The organism is Arthrobacter sp. BPSS-3 (assembly GCF_044628475.1).
In the GTDB taxonomy this organism is placed as follows: domain Bacteria; phylum Actinomycetota; class Actinomycetes; order Actinomycetales; family Micrococcaceae; genus Arthrobacter.
The window spans coordinates 22,386-37,644 of sequence record NZ_JBIMMV010000007.1; the positions used below are offsets into that span (position 1 = coordinate 22,386).

The following is a 15,259-nucleotide window of genomic DNA, read 5'->3' on the forward strand; positions in this document are numbered from 1 at the left end:
AAGCCGGACGCGCCCTTCACATGCACCGGACCCAGAAGGCGGGTCCGCAACACGGGATCTAGTCGATCAGTGCGGGCTCCTTGGCAGGTTCCGCGGACTCCTCAGCGGGCGCAACCTTCCGGTTCTGCTGGTTCAGCCAGCAACCCACCGCCAGCAGCGCCACGAGCGTGAAGGTGCTCAGGAGCTGGGGACGGGAGTCCTCGCCGATGAATCCCACCGTGAAGATCGCCGCGAGGATCACCAGGCCAAACACCGTGAGCGCCGGGAAGCCGGGCATCCGCAGGGGAAGCTCCGTGCCCGCACGGTCGGCGCGGAGGCGCAATGCCAGCTGGGCCAGGAGGGCGGAGGTCCACACCAGCAACCAGGTCGATCCCACGATGTTGAGCAGGACGGGTAGGACCATTTCCGGGAAGGCCAGCTCCAGCACCACGGTGACGATGCCGAACGCGACGCTGGCCAGGCCGGCAACCACCGGAACCCGGGCCTTCGACACCGAGGCCAGCACGCGCGGTGCTTCGCCGCGCTCCGCGAGGGAGAATGCCATCCGGGACGCACCATAAAGGTCCGCGTTCAACGCCGAGAGCAGCGCAGCGACGGCCGCCAGGGTGACCGCGGTGGCAGCACCGGGCATGCCGGCGGCGTCCAGCACCGCGGCGAACGGGCTCTTCAGGCCGTCCGACCCCACGGGGACCACAGCCGCGATAATGAAGATGGCACCGATGTAGAACACCAGGATGCGCCACAGCACCGTCCGGACGGCCTTATTCACGCTGCGGGCAGGCTTCGCCGTCTCGGCGGCAGCCACGGACACAATCTCGGTGCCGCCGAACTCAAAGGCGACCGCGAACAGCGCCGTCGCGATCCCGGCGAAGCCGCTGGGCGCGAAGCCCTCCCCCATGAAGTTGACCAGGCCGGCGACAGCACGCCCGGCAGCCAGCCGAAGAGCAGCGCGAAGCCCACCAGCAGGAACCCGATAATCGCCGCCACCTTGAGCAGGGCGAACCAGAACTCGAACTCACCGAAGTTCTTCACACTGGTCAGGTGGACGGCCGTGAGCACCACGATGAAGACGAAGGCCATCAGCCATACGGGCAGGGCCGGGAAGATCGTCGCCAGCAGGCCCGCCGCACCGAGCGCCTCGGCCGCGATAACCACCACCAGCCGGATCCACCACAGCCAGCCGACGGTGGCGCCAGCCACCGGCCCATAGGCCTTGGCGGTGTAGACGGAGAAGGCGCCGCTGTCCGGGTTGGCGGCGGCCATCTCACCGAGCGCCCACATCACCAGGATGATCAGGGTGCCGGCGAAGAGGTAGGAGATCAGCACCGCCGGGCCGGCGGCCTGGATGCCGGCGCCGGAGCCGATGAACAGGCCGGCAAGGTTCCCTTCCCCGCCAACGCCCGCCGTGCCACAGTAGCCGCCATGGAAACCTTCGATCACACGGACGACCTCCAGGGCGCAACCTTCACCGCCACCAACCTGCGCGGTGCGCGGTTCATCCGGGCGGACCTGTCCGGGGCTGTGATGCGGGGCGTGGACCTGCTCGGCGCGGACATCGACGCGCCGTGGCTGGCAGAGGACGGAAGCGCGCTGCTCATCAACGGCGTGGACGTTGCGCCACTGGTGGAGGCCGAACTCAACCGCCGCTTCCCCGGCCGGGCCGAGCGCCGGGCCGCGGACCCAGGGGGGCTGCGGCACGCCTGGGCCCGGCCGGAAGAAGCGTGGGAGCAGGCGCTGGAGCGCGCCGCAGGGCTGCCGACGGGCGCCGTCGAGGTTCAGGTGGACGGGGAATGGTCTTTTTCCCAGACTCTCCGGCACCTGGTGATGGCCACGGACACCTGGCTCCGCAAGGCCATCCTGAAGATCGAGCAGCCGTATCACCCGCTGGGCCAGCCCAACGTGGAATTCGAAACCGATGGTTACGACCTCTCCGTCTTCGCCACCGAACCGCCGCGGTACCAAGACGTCCTGGCAGCGAGACAAGACCGACAAAAGATGGTCCGGGACTTCCTCGCCGCCGTCACCCCCGACGAATTAAACAAAGAGCGCCGCAACCCATGGGCGCCGGACCACGCGGTGACGGTCCGCTCCTGCCTGCACACCATCCTCAACGAGGAGTGGGACCACCTGCGCTACGCCCTCCGCGACCTGGACGCCGTCGAACGCGGCGCGCGCGGCACCCGTACGGAAAGCGGTACGTAGCAAACAAGTCTGATGAAAGACATGAGAAATACCCGGCACTGACTGGGAACCGCGTTCGTTGGCCTAGGTACCACGCCCCCGCCGACCACCCCGGCCGACACCTAATGAGGCAACATGCAGGTTCCCACCACCGTCTGGATACTGACCATCATCGGAATAGTGGGCCTGCTGGCCTTCGATTTCTTCTTCCACGTCCGTAAGGCCCACACCCCCAGCCTGAAGGAAGCGACCATCTGGTCCTCCATCTACGTGGGCCTGGCGCTGCTGTTCGGCGTCGGCGTGCTGATCTTCGGCGGCGTGGACATGGGCACCGAATACTTCGCCGGCTACGTCACGGAGAAGGCCCTCTCCGTGGACAACCTCTTCGTCTTCCTCATCATCATGTCCAGCTTCCGGGTGCCGAGGGCGGACCAGCAGAAGGCGCTGCTGTTCGGCATCGTCTTCTCCCTGATCGCCCGCACCGCGTTCATCTTCCTGGGCGCTGCCCTGATCAGCAGCTTCTCCTGGGTGTTCTACATCTTCGGCCTGATCCTCCTACTCACCGCCGGCAACCTGCTCAAGCCCGACTCCCACGAAGACGACGAGAAGGACGGCCTGATCGTCCGGCTCACCAAGAAGTTCTTCCCGGCGTCGTCCAACTACGACGGCGACAAGCTCTTCACGGTCGAAAACGGCAAACGCGTCCTCACCCCCATGCTCCTGGTGATGGTGGCGATCGGCGGCACGGACATCCTCTTCGCCCTCGACTCCATCCCCGCCATCTTCGGCCTGACCCAGAACGTCTTCGTGGTCTTCACCGCCACCGCGTTCTCCCTGATGGGCCTGCGGCAGCTCTACTTCCTCATCGACGGGCTGCTGGACCGGCTCATCTACCTCTCCTACGGCCTGGCCGCCGTCCTGGGCTTCATCGGCGTCAAGCTGGTACTGCACGCCCTGCACGAGAACAACCTGCCGTTCATCAACGACGGCGAACACGTCAACGTGATCGAGGTCAGCACCGGCGCGTCCCTGCTGGTGATCCTGGGCGTCCTCACCATCACGGTCCTGGCCTCCATCTTCAGCCCCAAGGGCAAGGCCAAGAACGCCGTCTCCGGCGCCAAGCGGCACGCCGTCGAATACCTGGACCTCAACTACGAAACCGACATCACCGAGCGCGAACGGATCTTCGCCAAGATGGTGGCCGAGGAACAGCAGCTCCAGTCCCTGCCGGAGAAGTACAAGTCGCTGGTCCACCACGAAACCGAGTTCAAGGACCTGCTGCACCGCGCCCACGCCGAGCACGACAAGGCGCTGCAGCGGGAGGGGCTGCGGTAGGTCCCTCTTCCCGCCCCGCCCGGGGCTGGCCGGTTTTCACTAAACGGTTCTTCCGGCCATTTTCACGGGCCAGCGGCGGCGCGGCAGAATGGAGGCATGACCCTCACAACCTTCGCCCTCATCCGCCACGGCCAGACCGACTGGAACGCCGAGCGCAGGCTGCAGGGGTCCACCGACATCCCGCTCAACGACGTCGGCCGCGCCCAGGCGCGCGACGCCGTCGCCGCCCTGTCCGCGTACCGGTGGGACGCGATCGTCTCCTCGCCGCTGAGCCGGGCCGCCGAAACTGCGGACCTGATCGCCGCCGGGCTGGGCCTGAGCGTGGCCCGCCGTGTCCCCGAGCTCACCGAACGCTACTACGGCCCCGCCGAGGGCATGACCGACGGCCCCGAGCTCGACGCGCTGCGCATCCCTAACGGCTTCCGCGGCGCCGAAAGCGAGGAGGACGCCGCCGAACGCGGGCTCGCCGCGCTGGAGGCCCTGGCAGAGGAGTACCGCGGCGGCCACATCCTGGTGGTGGCGCACGGATCCCTGCTTCGGGTCAGCCTCAGCCGCGCAGCCGGACGCCACCTGGACAGTGTGGAGAACGCCGCCCTCAACCTGGCCCACCACCACCCGGAAGACGGCTGGAAGCTCGAATACTTCAACGGCGAGCGCCTCAGCGCCATCGTCTGAACGCACCTCGTCACACTCGCGGCGCCGGTAACATGGCCGACGCATAACTGGTCCTATGAGTCGGCCAAAAACCAGCCGTGTAACCGGCAGGTTAAACCCGGTTTCGGCCCCGTAAAGCTCTCCTCACCCCCGCCATTTCAAGGTTTTTTCGCCCTTTCGGGGTCCTAGCTTGGACCTTGGTTCGACCAATGAACCAAGTCGTCTCAAGCCCCCGAGGAGCACCCCGTGAACGTTTCCACCGCCGAGAAGCCGGCCGCCGGCACCGTGCCGCCGGGCACGGCCGGAGCGGCCGGCCCCACCGTCGCCGGTTCCACCGCCACCTCCCCCGCAGCGTCTGCCACTCTCCCGACGGCCCGCCGTCGTCTGCTGCCGGTCAGCGGCAAGCGCCCCGGCCCCGTGGCCGTCACCCTGCTCTTCTCCCTGGGCTGGGTGTTCATGTACGCGGACCGGAACATCCTCTCCCCCGTCATGAGCGTCATCCAGTCCCAGTGGGGTCTGAACAAGGGCCAGCTGGGCCTCATGTCCACGGTCTTCTTCATCACCTACGCCCTGATGCAGATCCCCACCGGCTACCTCGCGGACCGGATCGGCCGGGTCAAGGTGGTGGTGGCCGGCTACGTGGTGTTCGGCATCGGCACCATCCTCAGCGGCTTCGCCCCCGGCTTCATGGTGTTCCTGCTGATGCGCGCTTTCACCGGCATCGGCGAGGGGACCTTCTACAGCCCGGTCTACGGCATCTCCTCCAGCTACATCTCCGACAAGTGGCGCGGGGTCTCCGCCGCCCTGATCAACAGCGGCATGGCCGTGGGCATCTCGCTGGGCTTCATCGGCTCCGGCTACTTCACCTTCACCCTGGGCCTGCCGTGGCACGCCTCGTTCCTGATCTTCGGCGCCGCCACCCTGATCGTCGCGTTCCTGATCAACTACTACCTCGCCCCGATCGACGCCGAACACAAGGCTTTGGCGTCCAAGGCCACGGACGACGGCGCCCCGGTTCAGAAGGTCTCCAACAAGGCCCTCTTCACCCGCAACCACATCCTCACCTACGTGCTGATCTTCTGCTCGCTCTACGGCTTCTTCTCGATGCTGACCTGGCTGCCCACCTACCTGCAGCAGGCCCGCGGCGTGGCCCCCGCCCAGACCGGCATCATCGCCTCCCTGGTCCCCTGGGCCTCCATCCCCGGCGCCATCCTGCTGAGCATGTGGGCCCGGCGGCTGAAGAACACCCGCCCGCTGATCGTGGCGCTCTCCGTCCTGGGCGGCCTCTGCCAGATCCTGGTCCCGATGACCGGCAACTACTCGCTGATGATCGCCGGCCTGGTGGTCTACGGCCTGGTGGGCAAGCTGGCGCTGGACCCCATCCTGATCGCCTTCCTGGCCGAGAACACCCCGCGCTCCATGTACTCCACCGCCTACGGCTACTTCAACTTCGCGGGCATGCTCTCCTCGATCTTCGCCCCGTACATCACCGGGGCCCTGGCCGACGCCACCGGAGCGCTGGAGGCCGGGTTCTACCTGTCCGCTGTGCTGCTGCTGGTGGGCGCGGTAGCGTTCTGCTTCACGACGCCGGCCCGGGTCGCCACCCAGCCCGCCCCCGCCGTCGAACCCGTCCCCCAGCCCACCGCGTGAAAGGACCTGCCGTGGCTCAGTCACTTCAGCAGCACACCGCCGCCGGGCCCACGCTGCGCCGGGCCGCCTCGATGAGCGCGGAGGTGGCCGCGTACCTGGAACGGGAGATCGCCTCCCGCGGCCTCACCCCCGGGGACAAGCTCCCCACCGAGCGGGAACTGGCGGAGCAGCTGTCCGTCTCCCGCGCCACGGTCCGCACCGCCCTGCAGGAGCTGGAATCCAAGCATCTGGTGGAGCGGACCCGCGGCCGCGGAACGATCGTTGCGGAGCCGCCGGCACCGGTGAGCGAGCTGTACGCGCGGCTGGCCGGCGCCGGGCAGGCGCAGCAGGACGTGGCCGAGTTGCGCGGATCGCTGGAACCCCTGGTGGCCGAGCTCGCCGCCGCTCGGTCCAGCGCCGCGGACCTGATCCAGCTGCAGGACGCCCTGGCCGCGGCCAGCGAACACCTCTCCCCGGAGGAGGCGCTGCGGCTGGACGTCCAGTTCCACACCCTGCTGGCCCAGGCCGGCCGCAACCAGCTGATGGCCACCGTCCTGACCCTCACCAGCTCCTGGACCTCCGAGGTGCGGCTGCGCTCGCACGCCACCGCGGAGGGCCGGCGCTGCTCGATCGAGGGCCACCGCCGGATCCTGGCCGCCGTCCTTGCCCGGGACGCCACCGGGGCCGGGATCGCCATGCGCGACCACCTGGCCGACGTCGCCGTCCTCATCCGCGACCACCAGCCCTAGTACCTCAACCCATCGGAGACTTACCGTGAGCACCTCACTGATCCAGCCCGGCACCGCCGCCGGAACCGACACAGCCGCCCGCATCCTGCAGTCCTGGGACGGCATCGCCGACGGCACCACCTACCTGCCCTCGTCCCGGGAGAACGTCCTCTGGGGCGCGCTCCCCTGCGCCGCGGACCGGCCCGTCCTCAGCATCGACCCGGGCACCGACGTCACCATTGACACCATCAGCCACGAGGGCATCCTGGAGGACCAGGGCCGGGACCCGCTGGCCTACTTCGGCTCGCACGGGGTCCCGGAACACCAGATCCTCGAGGACGCCATCAGCCTGGCCGGCTCGGACATCCAGCGGCTGTCCGCCAATCTGGGCCCGCACGTGGTCACCGGGCCCATCGCGGTCCGCGGCGCCCGGCCCGGGGACCTGCTGAAGATCACCGTGCTGGAAACCACCCCCCGGGTGCCCTACGGCGTGATCTCCAGCCGGCACGGCCGCGGGGCGCTGAACGGCGAATACCCCCTCGGCGCCGGGAACTACAGCGCCTTCGCCGCGGTCCGGGACGACGCGGACGGGACGCCCTCGGGCTGGCTGCCGCTGCGGCCCGGCGCCGAACCGACCGTGCACTTCCCGCTCAACCCGTTCCTCGGCATCATGGGCGTGGCCGTCGACGGCGACCGCCGCCCGCACTCGGTCCCGCCCGGAGCGCACGGCGGCAACATCGACATCAACCTGCTCACCGCAGGCAGCTCGCTCTACCTCCCGGTCCAGGTGGCCGACGCCCTCGCCTACGTGGGCGACCCGCACTTCGCCCAGGGCGACGGCGAGGTCTCCCTCACCGCCATGGAAGCCTCCCTCCGGGTCCGGCTCCGCTTCGACGTCGTCGCCCAGGACGAGGCCGTGCGGAACTTCGGCACCCTCACCGGACCCCTCGCGCAGACCCCCGAGTTCCTGGTCCCCACCGGGATGGACGAGGACCTGGACACCGCGGTGCAGAACTGCGTGCGCGCCGCCGTCGCCCTGCTGCAGGCCCGCTACGGCATGGACCCCAGCCTGGCCTACGCGTACCTGAGCGCCGCCACGGACTTCAACATCTCGCAGGTGGTGGACCTGGTGAAGGGAGTGCATGCCCGTATCCGGGTGGAGGACTTCCGCCCGTGACGTCCGTGTCTGCCGCCGCTGCTGCCGCCGTTCCTGCTTCGCCGGCGGATCCCACGGTGTGGCGCGTCCTCGGCGCCCCGCTGCTCCCGCCCGCCGGCACCGGTCCCCTGGACGGGCTGAGCGTGGCGGTCAAGGACCTGTTCGCGCTGGAGGGGTTCGCCGTGGGTGCGGGGAACCCGGCGCGGCTGGCCGGGGCCGTTCCGGAGACGACGACGGCGGCCGCCCCCGCGGCGCTGCTGGCCGCGGGCGCGTCCATGGCCGGGATCGCCCGGACCGACGAGTTCGCCTACAGCCTGGCCGGCACCAACGCCCACTACGGCACCCCGCCCAACCCGCGGGCGCCGGGCCGGATCAGCGGCGGGTCCTCCTCCGGCTCGGCGAGCGCCGTGTCCCTGGGCCAGGCGGACGTGGGACTCGGCACGGACACCGGCGGCTCCATCCGGGTCCCGGCCGCGTACCAGGGCCTCTACGGGATCCGCACCAGCCACGGCGCGGTGTCCGTCGAGGGGCTGCTGCCGCTGGCGCCGTCGTTCGACACCGTCGGTTGGCTGACGCGCGACCCCGCCACCCTCGCCGCCGTGGGTGAGGTGCTGCTGCCGGAGACCTCGGGCGCTGCGTCGGCCCCGTTGGCCGGCATGTCCGTGCCGCCGGAGCTGCTGGCGCTGGCCGAACCCGGGATCGCCGAGGCCATCCGCGGGTTCGCCGCCGCCGCGGAGCTCCCGCCGGCGGACACCGCCCCCTTCCCGGCGGAGGACCTGCCCGGCTGGCTCGCCGCGTTCCAGACCGTCCAGGGCTTCGAGGCCTGGCAGCAGCACGGTGATTGGATCCAGGCGCACCCGGCATCCCTGGGCGCCGACGTCGCCGGGCGGTTCGCGACGGCGTCGCGAACCACCGCCGGCCATGCGGAGGCGGCGCGGGACGTGCTCCGGTCCGCCCGGCAAGGCATCCGCGACTTCGTGGGCGGTGGCCTGCTGGTGCTGCCGTCGGCGTCGTCCGTGGCCCCGCTCCTCACCGAGGTGGCGCAGGCCTCCGCGCTGGGCGCTTCCACCATCGACGCGGTCCGGCAAGCCACCATGCAGCTGACCTGCATCGCGGGCATCGCCGGGCTGCCGGCCCTCTCCCTCCCGCTCGTCACACCCGGCGGGCTGCCCTGCGGCGTGAGTATTGTGGGACCCGTACACCGTGACCTGGACCTGCTGCGCCTGGCCCGCCGGCTCGGCCCCCGCTGAGCCCGCCACCCGCACGCCGCCCGACCGGCCACCGCACCGAAAGACAACACCATGCTCAAGCGACTGAAATCCACCGAACCGGACCGGCTGAACCTGACCCTGATGCTGGTCCTGACCTTCTCCACCGGCATCATCGACGCGGTCGGTTACCTGGGCCTGGACCGGGTGTTCACCGGCAACATGACCGGCAACGTGGTGATCCTGGGCATGGCGCTGATCGGTGCGGATAACCTGCCCGTGGTGGGACCCACCATCGCCCTGGCCTGCTTCATGGTGGGCGCCGTGATCGCCGGCCGGACCCTGCGCCCCGTGGCCGCGGGCTGGAGCCGACGCACCACGGTGCTGCTGGCCGCCGTCGGGCTCACCATGAGCGCTATCGCCGTCGTCCTCACCGTCCACGCCCCGCACGCCGGGGACCCGGTGACCCTGACCATCACCGGCGCGCTGGCCGTGGCAATGGGCATGCAGGCCGCCACCGCCCGTCACCTGGCGGTCAAGGACGTCACCACCGTGGTGGTCACCTCCACCCTGACCGGCCTGGCCGCCGACTCCCGGCTGGGCGGCGGCACCGGCGCGCACACCGGCCGCCGGCTGGGCGCCGTCGTGCTCATCCTGGCCGGCGCCACCGCGGGCGCGGGGCTGCTGCACATCCACCCCGGGCTGGGCGTAATGGCGACGGCGGCACTGACCCTGCTGGTGGCACTCACCGGGGAGATCGCCCGGGAACGCGCCGTCCACGACGCCGAGCTGGAGCCCGCCGCACGGTGACGGCGGGGGGACGCAGCGGGTCCGCCGCTTAGCGGCTCCTGGGCTCCCGCCAGGCGAGCGAGACCAGCAGCACCACGGCGCCCAGGCCCAGCATCACGAACACCATCAGCCCCCAGTTGGCCTGGTTCACGCCGCTGCCGTAGAAGATGCCGATCAGCACGGTGGCGGTGATCGCACCCAGGTACCGGCAGGTCTGGTAGATCCCAGCCGCGACGCCGCGCTCCTCCAGCCGGGTGGACGAATACATGCCCTGGCTGGAGGCGATGCTGACCACGCAGTACGGCACGCCCAGCAGCGCGGTCATGGCGAGGACCAGCGGGACGGCCAGGGACGCGGTCAGCAGCCACATGGCCCCGGACGCCACGAGCAGCAGCACGACGCCGGCGATCAGCACCCGCCGCACGCCGAACCGGTCGATGCCCTTGACGGCAGCAGGGGTGCCCACCACGGAAATGGCCGCCAGCGGCAGCATCAGCAGGCCGACGACGCCGGGGTCGTACCCGCCGGCGGTCTGCAGCAGCTGCGGCAGGCCGAAGAACGCGAAGTAGTAGACGCCGCTGAACAGCACGAAGCCCAGGTACACCAGCAGCAGGGGCCGGTTCCGGCCGAGCAGCCGCAGGTCCAGGAACGGCGGGCTGAACCGCAGTTCCCGCACGGCAAACAGCACAGCCAGGACCACCCCGGCGCCCAGCAGCCACCAGCGGTAGCCGGGCAGCACGTTCAGCAGGGCCATCATCACCAGGGTCAGGGCGCCGATGAACGCCCCGATGCCGGGCAGGTCCGAGTCCCGCACCAGGTCCGCCACCTTGCCGCGTTCCCGCTCGCCGTCCGCGGGGGCGAAACGGCGGACGATCAGGATGGACGCCAGGGCCAGCGGCACGTTGATCAGGAACAGCGCCTCCCAGCCCACCAGGCTCACCAGCAACCCGCCCACCACCGGGCCGACGGCCGCGGCGGAGGTGTTGGCCATCTGGATCCGGCCCAGCGGCCGGGTGGAGGGCACGTTGGCCTGCTTGGCCAGCGCGGCGACCATGACGACGGCGCTGGGATAGGCGCTCGCGGTGCCGAGCGCCATGAACGCCCGGGCCACGCAGAGCAGCGCGAAGTTGGGCGCGAACGGGGCGAACGCGCAGGTGGCCGCCACCAGGACCATGCCCAGCAGGAACAGCCGGCGCGGGCCGAACCGGTCCGCCAGCTTGCCCATCAGCGGCTGCCCGGCGGCGGACGTGAGGTAGAACGAGGTCACCACCCAGGTGACAGTGGCGACGTCGAGCCGGAAGTCGGCCTGCAGCACCACCAGGGCGACGGCGATCATCGAGGAGTTCAGCGGGTTCAGCGCGGTGCCAAGGCTGAGCCCTGCGATGGCCAGACCGGTCCGGGGAGAGTTGCTCACGGCAACAGTCTGTCCCATGCGGACCGGTGATTCGAAACGATGTCCACGGGGCGGGTTCGGCTTGCCGCGGGCGGTCCCCGTTGCGACGGCACGGTCCCTAGGTGGGCCTTGCGGGCGGCGTTAGGCTGGGAGTGCGGCCGAAGCAGCCGGCCGCCGGAACCGTTCAGCGTGGAGCATCCATGACCCAGGCCACCGCAGACCCGCCCGCCGAGGTGCCCGGCGCCCACGCGGCTTCCGCCGGCCCCGCCGCTTCTGTCACCCCGGCCAGCCCGGGACCCCGCGAGGCCGCCCTGCGCCGGATCGCGGAGGAGACCTTCGGCCTGGGCACCCTGCGCGCCGGCCAGCTAGAGGGCATGGGCGCCCTGGCCGCCGGCCGCGACCTGCTGGCCGTGATGCCCACCAGTTACGGCAAGTCCCTGATCTACCAGGTCCCCGGCCTACTGCTCCACCACTCCGGAACCCGCACCGGCCCCACCCTGGTGGTCTCGCCGCTGATCTCGCTGCAGGAGGACCAGGTGGAGGGCATCAACGACGCCGCCGGGCCCGGCACCGCCGTCGCCATCAACTCCGCCCGCACCGCCGCGGAACAGGACCGGGCCTGGGCCGCCGCCGCGGACGGCACCGCGGCCTTCCTCTTCCTGGCCCCCGAACAGCTGGCCAAGGACAGCACCGTGGACCGGCTCGCCGCCCTGGGTGTCCCGCTGCTGGTAGTGGACGAGGCGCACTGCGTCACCTCCTGGGGGCACGACTTCCGCCCCGACTACCTGCGCCTGGGCGAGGTCCGCGAGCGCCTGGGCAACCCAACGACGGCGGCCCTCACAGCCACCGCCGCCGCCCCGGTCCGCGAGGAGATCCAGCGTCGCCTGCACCTGGACCGGCCGCTGGTGCTGGTCCGCGGCTTCGACCGGCCGAACATCCACCTGGCCGTGACCCGGCACCACGAGGACAAGGCGAAGCGCCGGGCCGTCATCGAGCAGGCCGCCGGATTCGTGGCGGAGCTGCGCGGCCCTGGGCTGATCTACGCCGCCAAACGCAAGGACACCGAGAAGTACGCGGCGAAGCTGACCCGGACCGGGATCCGGGCCGCCGCGTACCACGCCGGCATGCCCGCCTCCGAGCGCACCCGGGTGCACGAGGCCTTCCAAGCCGGAACCCTGGACGTGGTGGCGGCGACCACCGCGTTCGGCATGGGCATCGACAAGCCGGATGTCCGCTTCGTGCTGCACGCGGACATCCCGGAATCCCTGGACAGCTACTACCAGCAGTTCGGCCGCGCCGGACGTGATGGCCGACCCGCCCGGGCGGTGCTGCACTACCGGTCCGAGGACCTGGGCCTGCGCCGCTTCTTCACCACGCACACAACGAACCAGCCCTCCCTGCGGGTGCTGCTGGCGGTCCTGGCCGCCAAGGACACCCCGCTCGCCCGCGACGAGCTCGCGTCCCGGACCCGCTTCCCGTCCCGGCGGATCACCGCCCTGCTGAACCAGCTGCAGGACACCGGGCTGCTTCACGCCGACGACGGCGGCGTTCGGCTCACCGGAGACCCGGAGGCGGCGCTGGCGCTGGCGGTCGACCTCGCCGAGACGCGGGGACGCGTGGACCGGTCCCGGGTGGAGATGATCCGCGGCTACGCCGAGACCCACCACTGTCGGAGGCAGTTCCTGCTGGGCTACTTCGGCGAAGAGCTGCCCGGGCCCTGCGGCAACTGCGATACCTGCCTGGCCGGGGAGGCTGCTCCGAGTGGGGCCGCGGACGACGGCGGGGATTCCGGGGGCGGCTTCCCCGTGGGAGCCGCTGTGGTCCACGCCGAGTGGGGCCCGGGCCAGGTAATCCAGTCCGACGGCGACGTCCTCACCGTGCTGTTCGATACCGAGGGCTACAAGACCCTCTCCCATCGAGCCGTCCTGGAGCGGGGCCTGCTGAAGCGCGCCTGAAACGGGATGCCCACCCCGAACCTCAGTACGTAACGTCGAAGCCGGTGAACTCGCCGGTGGCCGGGGAGATGGACTCCTCCACATGGTCGACCCGGCCCGGCGCATCCGGGGAGCGCAACCAGCTCCGGAGCTCCAGCACCACCGACTGCGGCCCCTCCGCCACCAGGCGCACCGAGCCGTCGTCGTCGTTCCGGACCGTGCCGGTGAGCCCCAGCTTCGCGGCCTTCCGCACCGTCCAGTACCGGAAGCCGACCGCCTGGACCATGCCCGTGACCCGGGCCGTGAGCCGCACGCCGGCGCCGCCGTCGGGCCCGGACCGCTCGCCCGTTTTCTCCGCCATGGACCCAATCTAGCCCCGCCCCGGAGTGTCCGGCATCCGGGACCTTCGCCCCTTTCAGCCGTTGCCCGGCATTGCGGAGGGTGGAAGGAGACCCTCCGGCGCGGCCCGCGGACACCACCCGATGTAGCCCGCACGCCCCGGATCGCCTGAAAGGAAAGGACAATGGCAGGACAATTCGAGATCTTCACCGACACAGATTCGAACGTCCGGTTCCGGCTGTTGGGGGCGGACGGCACAGTGCTCGCTGTCTCCAAACCCTTCACGGACAAGCGCTCCGCGGCTGACGGCATCATGGCCGTCCGCGAATGCGCCGGAACCGGCCTGATCCGGGAATCGCACGCCACCCCCTGGGGAGGCACCACGTGGACCAAGAGCAGCCAGGCCGCCCGGGCCGGGCACCACCACCTCCGGAGGCACCTGCCCGCCGTGTAAACCGTGAGCGGACCCACGTTGACAGGGCCGCGATTTCAGCCGGGGCGGGAATCCTTGCTACACCTTGGAAGATGCAAGAGTTCCTCTCCTCCGCAATGCCCTTCCTGGCCGTGGCCCTGGCCATCATCGCCGGGCTGGCCGCCTCCTGGCTGGTGCGCCGCATCGTCCTGCGGCTCAACCGCAAGCAGGAGGCGCTCCGGGAAACCTCCCGCGTGGCCCGGCTGCCGCTGCGCTTCGCGCTCTGCCTGATCGGCGTGCGGATCGCCCTCGCCGCCACCACGAACGACGCCGACTGGCGCCGCACACTGGACCACGCTCTGGTGATCGCCCTGATCGCCTCCGTCGCGTGGCTGGCAATCGCCGTGCTGCTGATCATCGAAACCCTGGTCACCACCCGCTACCGGGTGGACGTGGCGGACAACCGGCGGGCCCGGCGGCTGCGCACCCAGGTGATCCTGGCCCGGCGGATCGGCGCGGCCCTGATCGCGATCGTGGCGCTGGGCATCATCCTGCTGACCTTTCCCGCGGTCCAGGCCCTGGGCGCCGGGCTGCTGGCCTCCGCCGGGCTGATCTCGATCGTGGCCGGCCTGGCGGCGCAGACCTCCCTGGTCAACGTCTTCGCCGGGATCCAGCTGGCCTTCACCGACGCCATCCGGGTGGATGACGTGGTGGTGGTGCAGAAGGAGTGGGGCCGGATCGAGGAGATCACCCTCACCTACATCGTGGTGCACATCTGGGACGACCGCCGGCTGATCCTGCCCTCGACCTACTTCACCACCACCCCGTTCGAGAACTGGACCCGGCGGCAGTCCGAGGTGATGGGCACGGTGGAGTTCGACCTGGACTGGCGCGCGCCCGTGTCCGCCATGCGGGCCGAGCTGAAGCGGGTCCTGGCCGGCACGGAACTCTGGGACCAGCGGGTGGGGATCCTGCAGATCACCGACGCGACCGCCGGCTACGTCCGCGTCCGGATCCTGGTCAGCGCCGCGGACAGCGCCGCGCTGTTCGACCTGCGCTGCCTGATCCGGGAGGAGTTGGTGCTCTTCCTGCAGGAGAAGCACCCGACGGCGCTGCCGCACTTCCGGCTCGAGTCGCTGCCGGCCGGGATCGTGGCACCGGATGCCCGGACCCCGACCGACCCGCACGATTCCCAGCTGTTCACCGGATCCCTGGAGGCGGTGGAGCGCTCCAAGGCCTTCTCCGGCCCGGGCGAGGACGTGTTCGAGGACCGGGACAAGTCGATCGCCGGCCAGAACTAGTGCGCTCTTCCCAGCGCGGGGATGCGGGCAGATAATCGGGGGCATGACCATCCCCCCGCCTCCCGGACCCGATCCGTTCCCGCCGGAACCCGGCCCAACCTCGCCGGAGCCTCAACCCGGGGACCCGTTCCCGCCGGAGCCGGGGCCAACGCCGCCGCCAATCCCCCAGCCGACGCCGAGCCCGGCTCCCGGGCCGGCCC

13 protein-coding genes and 1 pseudogene are annotated in these 15,259 nt (G+C 70.6%); 11 read left to right on the top strand and 3 right to left on the bottom strand.

Going from position 1 to position 15,259, the window contains the following annotated elements:
* Positions 1 to 58: 58 nt before the first annotated feature.
* A pseudogene (locus tag ACFVY3_RS11780) lies at positions 59 to 1,437 on the bottom strand (amino acid permease).
* Here ACFVY3_RS11780 and ACFVY3_RS11785 point away from each other — a divergent pair.
* The 8 genes from ACFVY3_RS11785 to ACFVY3_RS11820 all read left to right on the top strand — a co-directional run bounded on the left by ACFVY3_RS11785 (position 1,423) and on the right by ACFVY3_RS11820 (position 9,701).
* The gene (locus tag ACFVY3_RS11785) at positions 1,423 to 2,202 is read left to right on the top strand and encodes a DinB family protein (protein WP_400159852.1); all 780 of its coding nucleotides are present in this window, start codon (positions 1,423 to 1,425) and stop codon (positions 2,200 to 2,202) included. The pseudogene ACFVY3_RS11780 and the gene ACFVY3_RS11785 sit on opposite strands and share 15 nt — an antisense overlap.
* Positions 2,203 to 2,316: 114 nt before the next feature.
* Positions 2,317 to 3,516: a TerC family protein gene (locus ACFVY3_RS11790; protein ID WP_400159853.1), complete on the top strand. Its 1,200-nt coding sequence runs from the start codon at positions 2,317 to 2,319 to the stop codon at positions 3,514 to 3,516.
* 96 nt (positions 3,517 to 3,612) lie between these two features.
* Positions 3,613 to 4,191: a histidine phosphatase family protein gene (locus tag ACFVY3_RS11795; protein WP_400159854.1), complete on the top strand. Its 579-nt coding sequence runs from the start codon at positions 3,613 to 3,615 to the stop codon at positions 4,189 to 4,191.
* Between the two features lie 225 nt (positions 4,192 to 4,416).
* Positions 4,417 to 5,820, top strand: a complete 1,404-nt coding sequence (locus ACFVY3_RS11800) for an MFS transporter (RefSeq protein WP_400159855.1) — start codon at positions 4,417 to 4,419, stop codon at positions 5,818 to 5,820.
* An 11-nt stretch (positions 5,821 to 5,831) separates the two neighbouring features.
* Positions 5,832 to 6,548, top strand: a complete 717-nt coding sequence (locus ACFVY3_RS11805) for a FadR/GntR family transcriptional regulator (protein WP_400159856.1) — start codon at positions 5,832 to 5,834, stop codon at positions 6,546 to 6,548.
* 25 nt (positions 6,549 to 6,573) lie between these two features.
* Positions 6,574 to 7,704 (top strand): acetamidase/formamidase family protein, encoded by a 1,131-nt coding sequence (locus tag ACFVY3_RS11810; RefSeq protein ID WP_400159857.1) that lies wholly within the window; start codon positions 6,574 to 6,576, stop codon positions 7,702 to 7,704.
* The gene (locus ACFVY3_RS11815) at positions 7,701 to 8,933 is read left to right on the top strand and encodes an amidase family protein (RefSeq protein ID WP_400159858.1); all 1,233 of its coding nucleotides are present in this window, start codon (positions 7,701 to 7,703) and stop codon (positions 8,931 to 8,933) included. Before ACFVY3_RS11810 ends, ACFVY3_RS11815 begins: the two co-directional genes overlap by 4 nt.
* 51 nt (positions 8,934 to 8,984) lie before the next feature.
* Positions 8,985 to 9,701 (top strand): YoaK family protein, encoded by a 717-nt coding sequence (locus ACFVY3_RS11820; protein WP_400159859.1) that lies wholly within the window; start codon positions 8,985 to 8,987, stop codon positions 9,699 to 9,701.
* 28 nt (positions 9,702 to 9,729) lie between these two features.
* Here the strand turns inward: ACFVY3_RS11820 and ACFVY3_RS11825 are convergent, their stop codons facing one another.
* The gene (locus ACFVY3_RS11825) at positions 9,730 to 11,094 is read right to left on the bottom strand and encodes an MFS transporter (RefSeq protein WP_400159860.1); all 1,365 of its coding nucleotides are present in this window, start codon (positions 11,092 to 11,094) and stop codon (positions 9,730 to 9,732) included.
* Positions 11,095 to 11,273: 179 nt separating this feature from the next.
* On the opposite strand from ACFVY3_RS11825, the gene ACFVY3_RS11830 reads away from it, so the two are divergent.
* Complete coding sequence (locus tag ACFVY3_RS11830; protein ID WP_400159861.1) at positions 11,274 to 13,028, top strand: RecQ family ATP-dependent DNA helicase; 1,755 nt, start codon at positions 11,274 to 11,276, stop codon at positions 13,026 to 13,028.
* A 22-nt stretch (positions 13,029 to 13,050) separates the two neighbouring features.
* On the opposite strand, the gene ACFVY3_RS11835 is transcribed toward ACFVY3_RS11830, so the two are convergent.
* Positions 13,051 to 13,368, bottom strand: coding sequence for an acylphosphatase (locus tag ACFVY3_RS11835; protein WP_400159862.1), 318 nt, complete (start codon positions 13,366 to 13,368; stop codon positions 13,051 to 13,053).
* Between the two features lie 162 nt (positions 13,369 to 13,530).
* Here ACFVY3_RS11835 and ACFVY3_RS11840 point away from each other — a divergent pair, with 162 nt between their 5' ends.
* Together ACFVY3_RS11840 and ACFVY3_RS11845 are read left to right on the top strand one after the other, a co-directional pair.
* On the top strand, positions 13,531 to 13,800 hold the full coding sequence (locus ACFVY3_RS11840; RefSeq protein WP_364138563.1) for a DUF1508 domain-containing protein: 270 nt from the start codon (positions 13,531 to 13,533) through the stop codon (positions 13,798 to 13,800).
* Positions 13,801 to 13,871: 71 nt separating this feature from the next.
* The gene (locus ACFVY3_RS11845) at positions 13,872 to 15,059 is read left to right on the top strand and encodes a mechanosensitive ion channel family protein (RefSeq protein WP_400159863.1); all 1,188 of its coding nucleotides are present in this window, start codon (positions 13,872 to 13,874) and stop codon (positions 15,057 to 15,059) included.
* The last annotated feature ends 200 nt before the right edge of the window (positions 15,060 to 15,259 follow it).